The 6510-nt window shown below is 69.8% G+C and carries 5 protein-coding genes and 1 rRNA gene; 3 read left to right on the top strand and 3 right to left on the bottom strand.

Annotated features, from left to right (window positions below):
• Positions 1-119 (bottom strand): 16S ribosomal RNA (locus tag K6I33_RS29535); the annotation flags it as partial.
• A 788-nt stretch (positions 120-907) separates the two neighbouring features.
• On the opposite strand from K6I33_RS29535, the gene trpS reads away from it, so the two are divergent.
• Positions 908-1909, top strand: coding sequence for a tryptophan--tRNA ligase (gene trpS / locus K6I33_RS29530; protein ID WP_229357607.1), 1002 nt, complete (start codon positions 908-910; stop codon positions 1907-1909).
• Between the two features lie 67 nt (positions 1910-1976).
• Here trpS and K6I33_RS29525 read toward each other — a convergent pair whose 3' ends face one another.
• Positions 1977-2957 (bottom strand): GlxA family transcriptional regulator, encoded by a 981-nt coding sequence (locus tag K6I33_RS29525; protein WP_229357606.1) that lies wholly within the window; start codon positions 2955-2957, stop codon positions 1977-1979.
• A gap of 93 nt (positions 2958-3050) precedes the next feature.
• Between K6I33_RS29525 and K6I33_RS29520 the strand changes: the two genes are divergently transcribed.
• Positions 3051-3641 carry a cysteine hydrolase family protein gene (locus K6I33_RS29520; RefSeq protein ID WP_229357605.1) on the top strand — a complete coding sequence of 197 codons (591 nt, stop codon included), beginning with the start codon at positions 3051-3053 and terminating at the stop codon, positions 3639-3641.
• A 37-nt stretch (positions 3642-3678) separates the two neighbouring features.
• On the opposite strand, the gene proC is transcribed toward K6I33_RS29520, so the two are convergent.
• Entirely contained in the window at positions 3679-4488 is an 810-nt protein-coding gene (gene proC / locus K6I33_RS29515; protein WP_229357604.1) for a pyrroline-5-carboxylate reductase, read from the bottom strand.
• 337 nt (positions 4489-4825) lie between these two features.
• On the opposite strand from proC, the gene K6I33_RS29510 reads away from it, so the two are divergent.
• Positions 4826-6370, top strand: a complete 1545-nt coding sequence (locus tag K6I33_RS29510) for a SulP family inorganic anion transporter (protein ID WP_229357603.1) — start codon at positions 4826-4828, stop codon at positions 6368-6370.
• Positions 6371-6510 lie beyond the last annotated feature (140 nt).

Here is a 6510-nt window from a genome sequence, read left to right as displayed (position 1 = left end):
GCCCACGTGTTACTCACCCGTTCGCCACTAATCCACCCCGAAGGGCTTCATCGTTCGACTTGCATGTGTTAAGCACGCCGCCAGCGTTCGTCCTGAGCCAGGATCAAACTCTCCGTGAATGTTTACCGGTAATCCGGTTACACTCGCGTTGAGCGGAACAACCAGGCGGAATAGGCCCGGTCGTTCACAGCGTCCTCGCTGTGTGTTGCCCACCCGATCCGTAATGGACCCGGCGGGACTTTTTTAAAGGAACCTCATCCATCGAGATGGACGGGGTGTCAACATATCTGGCGTTGACTTTTGGCACGCTGTTGAGTTCTCAAGGAACGGACGCTTCCTTTGTACTCACCCTCTCGGGCTTTCCTCCGGGCTTCCCTTCGGTGTTTCCAACCTTACCAGATCCGTTTTCCGTTCCGTTTCCGCTTCTCAGTCGAAGCAGTCGGTTCGAATTCCGTTTCCGGCCCCCTGTTGGAGCGGGGTTTCTCGCCTTCGGCCTTTCGGCCCCCGGCGTGATCACTACTTTAGCGGATTTCCCCCGCGGCGCCTAATCGGCGCCCGATCCGAATTCCGGACACGCCGAAATTCATCCCGTTCAAGGGTCAAGCCAAGTGGTGATCGCCGCCGACGCGGCAAGAGGTGCCGCCCCGTCGTCCTCGCGGACTCCGTGGCAACTCGGAGAACACTACACGAGCCTGTAACCATCATCAAACCGGTGGCGCAAGTGGGTTTGGGCGGCGTACGGTCGCCGTATGACGAAGCATGCCTGTACCCAGCAGTGGTGGGCCGCCTGACGGCGGCCTGACCACGCGCGTACCGCGCATGCATCCAACGGCCGCCGAGGCGGCGGCCGTTTTTTGCTGTCTGTGGCGGTGGTCCCCTCCCCAGGACCCAAGGAGCCACGACACCCATGACCCGCATCTTCAGCGGCATCAAGCCCACCGGCCACCTCACCCTCGGCAACCACCTCGGGGCCCTGCGCCAGTGGGTGACCGTCGACCAGCACCGGGCCGATGCCCTCTTCTGCGTCGTCGACCTCCATGCCCTCACCGTCGATCACGACCCGGCGCGCGTCCGCCGGCTCAGTCGGCAGACGGCGACCCTGTTCCTCGCCGCCGGGCTGGACCCCGACCTCTGCACCCTCTTCGTACAGAGCCACGTCGACGAGCACACACGGCTCTCGTACGTCCTCGAGTGCACGGCGAGCGACGGGGAGATGCGGCGGATGATCCAGTACAAGGAGAAGTCCGCGAAGGAGCGGGCCACGGGAGGCAGCGTCCGGCTGTCACTCCTCACCTACCCCGTGCTGATGGCGGCGGACATCCTCGCCTATGGGGCCGACGAGGTCCCGGTGGGTGACGACCAGGCGCAGCACGTCGAGCTCACCCGCGATCTGGCGGTGCGGTTCAACCAGCGGTACGGGCACACGTTCACGGTGCCGAAGGCCGTGCTCCCGGCCGTCGCCGCACGTGTCATGGACCTCCAGGACCCCACCTCCAAGATGGGGAAGTCGCATGCGGACACGTCCGGCATCGTCTATCTGCTCGACGAGCCGGACGTCGCGCGCCGGAAGGTCATGCGCGCGGTGACCGACAGCGGAAGCGAGGTCGTCCACGACCGGGAGGCGCAGCCCGGCGTCGCGAATCTGCTGGAGATCCTGGCGGCGTGCACCGGTGACGGCGGTCCGGCGGAGCTGGCCGCGCGTTACAGCTCGTACGGGGCGTTGAAGAAGGACACGGCCGAGGCGGTCGTGGAGACGCTGCGGCCGATCCGGGAGCGGCACGCGGAGTTGTGCGCCGATCCCGGATACGTCGACGAGGTGCTGCGGGCCGGTGCCGAGCGGGCGCGGGGGCTCGCCAGGCCGACGGTCGACGCCGCGTACGAGGCCATCGGCCTGCTGCCCGCGAGGTGACCCGCCGAGGTGACCCGGCGGAGTGGCCAGTCGAGGTGACCCGGCGAGCCGAGAGGACCGGGCCGTCTCACCCCACCGCGCGGAAGGACCTGCGGTAGTCGCGCGGGCTGGTGGCGAGGCGGGCGGCGAAGTGCTGGCGCATGGTGACCTCGCTGCCGAAACCGCAGCGGCGGGCGACCTCGGGCATGGGCAGGTCCGTGCGTTCCAGGAGCTGCTGTGCCGCGGCGACGCGCTGGTCGAGGAGCCACTGGATCGGGGTCGTCCCCGTGGTGGCGGTGAAGTGGCGGGCGAAGGAGCGCGGTGACATGCCGGCCCAGCGTGCGAGGTCGGCGACGGTGAGCGGTTCGGACAGCCGGCGGAGCGCTCGTTCCCGTACGGCCGCGAGGGTGTCCGAGGCCTCGCGGTCGGCGGCCGCCGGCGCGGGGTGCTCGATGAACTGGGCCTGGGTGCCCGTGCGGAAGGGGGCGGTGACCATCGAGCGGGCGATGGTGGCCGCCGCCTCGGCGCCGTGGGCGGTACGGACCAGGTGGAGGCAGAGGTCGATCCCCGCGGCGACGCCCGCCGCCGTCCAGACGCCGTCGTCCTCGACGAAGAGGGCGTCCGGGACGACATCGATGTCCGGATGGGTGGCGGACAGCAGGGTGGTGAGGTTCCAGTGGGTGACCGCGCGTCGTCCGTCGAGGAGCCCGGCCTGGGCGAGCACGAAGGCTCCCCCGCACAGCGCGGCGACGGGAACGCCGGCCCGGTGGGCGCCGCGCAGCGCGTCCAGTACGGGTTCCGGGACCGGGGCCAGGTGGTCGTCGACGCCGGGTACGACGACGAGATCGGCGCCGGCCGTCCAGTCGAGGGCCTGGTCGGGGGTGAGGGTGAGGCCACCGGGCATCCGCACGGGCGCGCGGTCCGGTGCGCAGCGGCGGAGTTCGAAGGGCGGGGCGCCGCGCCCGGTGCGGTCGACGCCCCAGACCTCGGCGATGACGGCGACGTCGAAGGCCCGTATGCCGGGAAAGGCGACGAGGGCGATGCGCTGGGCCGTGGCGGTGGGCTGCATGACGGTCATGGTGCACCGTCACGGCGGTCTTGGCACCAATCCATCGAACGGGGTCTGTTCTGCCACTGTCGGCTCCTGCGCCGCGCCAACAGGATGGTGGGCATGGAGATCACCGAGCTCACTCAGAACAGCGCCCTCATCGTCATCGACGTGCAGAAGGCGTGGCACGACCCGGTCTTCCCGCCCCGGGACAACCCCGCCGCCGAGGGCAATATCGCCGTGCTCATCGACGCGTGGCAGGAGGCGGGCCGGCCCGTCGTCTTCGTACGGCACGACTCGCCCAAGGCGGACTCCCCGCTCCGCCCCGGGCAGGAGGGGAACGACTTCCAGGACTTCGTCGAGGAGCGCCGGGGCCGGGGCACCGGTCCGGAGCTGCTGCTCACCAAGACCGTGAACTCCGCCTTCATCGGTGCGCCGGATCTGCGGAGCTGGCTGGACGCGGCGGGGATACGGCAGATCGTCGTCGTGGGCATCATGACGAACTGGTGCGTGGAGACCACCGCCCGGATGGGCGGCAATCTCGGCTACGACGTGATCGTGCCGCTCGACGCCACCCACACCTTCGACGCCGCCGGCCCGGACGGCCGGGTCCTCACGGCCGCCGAGCTGGCGCGGGCGACGGCGACCAATCTCCACGCGGCCGGTTTCGCGAAGGTCGTCTCCACGGCGGCGCTGCTGGGCTGAGAGCTTCCGGCTGCCGGCAGCTCTCAGCCGTCAACCGTCAGCTGTGGCCGGAGCCGAGCTCGCGGCTGCGGTCGCGGGCGGCCTCCAGCGCGGCGATCAGGGCGGCGCGTACACCGTGCTTCTCCAGCTCGCGGATCGCGCTGATGGTCGTTCCGGCAGGGGAAGTCACGGCCTCGCGGAGCTTCACCGGGTGTTCGCCGCTGTCGCGGAGCATGACCGCGGCGCCGATGGCGGCCTGGACGATCAGGTCGTGGGCCTTGTCCCGGGGCAGGCCGAGCAGGATGCCGGCGTCGGTCATGGCCTCGACGAGGTAGTAGAAGTACGCCGGGCCGGAGCCGGAGAGGGCCGTCGCCGCGTCCTGCTGCGACTCGGGGACGCGGAGCGTCTTGCCGACCGGCTTGAAGATCGCCTCGGCGCGGAGGAGGTGGTCCTCGGTGGCGTGGGAGCCCGCGGAGATGACGGACATGCCCTCGTCGACGAGGACGGGGGTGTTCGGCATGACGCGCACGACGGGGACGCCGGCCGGCAGCCGCTCCTCGAAGAAGACGGTGGGCACGCCGGCCGCGGCGCTGATGACGAGGCGGTCGGCGGGCAGGTGCGGGGAGAGCTCCTCCAGGAGGGTGCTCATGTCCTGCGGCTTGACGGCCAGGATCAGGGTGTCGGCGGTCTTGGCGGCTTCGATGTTGCTGACGACCTCGACGCCGTAGCGGGTGCGGAGCGCCTCGGCGCGTTCGGCGCGGCGGGCCGTGCACATCAGGTCGTCCGTGGACCAGCCCGCGCGGATCATGCCGCTGAGGAGGGCCTCGCCGATCTTTCCGGTGCCGAGGACGGCGACTCTCTGCTGCACGGGGGCTCACCTCTTCGTTCCGCTGGGCTCGCTTCATCCTCCCACCTCGGTCGCCCCAGGGGCGCCCGGAAGCGGTAGCTCCCCTTTCCCGACACCGCGTTTACATCGTGGTTACAAAACAACTCACCGATCCGCACCACGACTTGGCCAAAATATGGTCGAGTGATTAACAGCCCGGCGCCGCAGGGACGACGGCGCCGGCGCCGTCTGTCGCTGCGCTCTCCCGCGGCTCCCGATGCCCATCGGCCCCTTACTCCACCTGTCTGCACTCCGCCTGTCTGGCAACGATCCTCATCGCATCGCTGCGCGCGCCTCGAGCGCGCTGGAGGCAAACCTCATGCAGAAGACTCTCTTCCGCCGTGTCCGCACCGCCGTCGACCGCGTTGGCCTTCTCGCCAACCTCCGGGCCGATTTCGCCGCGTCGCTGGTCGTCTTCCTCATAGCCGTGCCGCTCTCCGTGGGCATCGCCGTCGCGTCCGGCGTCCCCGTGGAGCTCGGCCTCGTGACCGGCATCGTCGGCGGCCTCCTCACCGGACTGCTGCCGGGCAGCAGCATGCAGGTCAGCGGCCCGGCGGCCGGGCTGACGGTGCTGGTCTACGAGTCCGTACGGGAGTACGGACTCAGGGCGCTCGGCGTGCTCGTCCTCACCGCCGGGCTCCTCCAGGTGGCGATGGGGCTGCTCAAACTGGGCCGCTGGTTCCGGGCCATCTCGGTCGCGGTGGTGCAGGGAATGCTCGCTGGCATCGGCGTCGTCCTGATCGCCGGACAGCTGTACGCGCTCGCCGACGCGGACGCGCCGGCCGGGGCGCTCGAGAAGCTCGGCGGCCTGGTCACCCTGCTCACCGACACCCTCGCCTCCGCCGACTCGCTCGCCGCGGTCGCCGTCGGCGCCGGCACGGTGGCCGTACTGGTCCTGTGGCCACGCTGGCCGAAGGGCGTACGCCTCGTGCCGGCGCCGCTGGCCGCGGTCGCGCTCGCCACGACGGCGGTCGGAGTGCTCCGGCTGCCCGTCGACCGGGTTCAGGTACGCGGCCTCTTCGACGCTATTCAGCCACCCTGGAGTGGCGATTTCGCGCGCTTGACCGAGTTCGGGGTCCTGGGGACGGTCCTCGCCTTCGCGCTCATCGCCTCGGCGGAGTCCCTCTTCAGCGCCGCCGCCGTCGACCGGCTCCACGACAACGCGCGCACGGACTACAACAAGGAACTCATCGCCCAGGGCGCCGGCAACACCGTCTGTGGAGCGCTCGGCGCCCTGCCCATGACCGCCGTGATCGTCCGCAGCGCCGCCAATGTCCACGCGGGCGCCCGGACGAAGGCCTCCCGCGTCCTCCACGGCGTATGGCTGCTGGTCTTCGCGACCCTGCTGCCCTGGGCTCTCGAACTCATCCCGGTCGCGGCACTCGCGGGAGTGCTCGTCCACGCGGGCTGGAAGCTCCTGCCGGGCCGTGAACTGGGCCCGCTCTGGCGCGACCACCGCGGCGAGGTCGCCGTCCTGGTGACGACCACCGTCGCCATCGTCGTGACCAACCTCTTCGAGGGCGTCGTCATCGGCCTGCTGCTGGCCATCGTGAAGGCGGCCTGGGAAACCTCCCACGTCCACATCGAGACCACGACGACGAGGGACGGCCGGGTACGGGCACGAGTACTCGGCAACGCCAACTTCCTCCGGCTGCCCAGGCTCCTGGACGAACTCGACACCCTGCACCGGGCCGGCCACGGTGCCGAAGGCGTCGAACTGGACCTGACCGGGCTACGGCACATGGACCGGGCCGTGCACACCGCACTCTCCGGCTGGGCGGAACGACATGGCTCGCTACGGGAGGGCGGCAAGGGGAACGAGAACGGCGACGGGGAGGCCACGGGGCGAGTGGTCGCGGTATAGCCGAGTAAACCGTCCTGGCCGTAAATGCAAGAAAGCCCCGGCAGGTATCCCCTGCCAGGGCTTTCTCTTAAAAGGAGTTCGGCGGCGTCCTACTCTCCCACAGGGTCCCCCCTGCAGTACCATCGGCGCTGAAAGGCTTA

The organism is Streptomyces sp. UNOB3_S3 (genome assembly GCF_020740895.1).
Lineage (GTDB): Bacteria > Actinomycetota > Actinomycetes > Streptomycetales > Streptomycetaceae > Streptomyces.
Note: the sequence above shows the minus strand (reverse complement) of the source record. Positions and strands in the feature narration are given on the sequence as shown.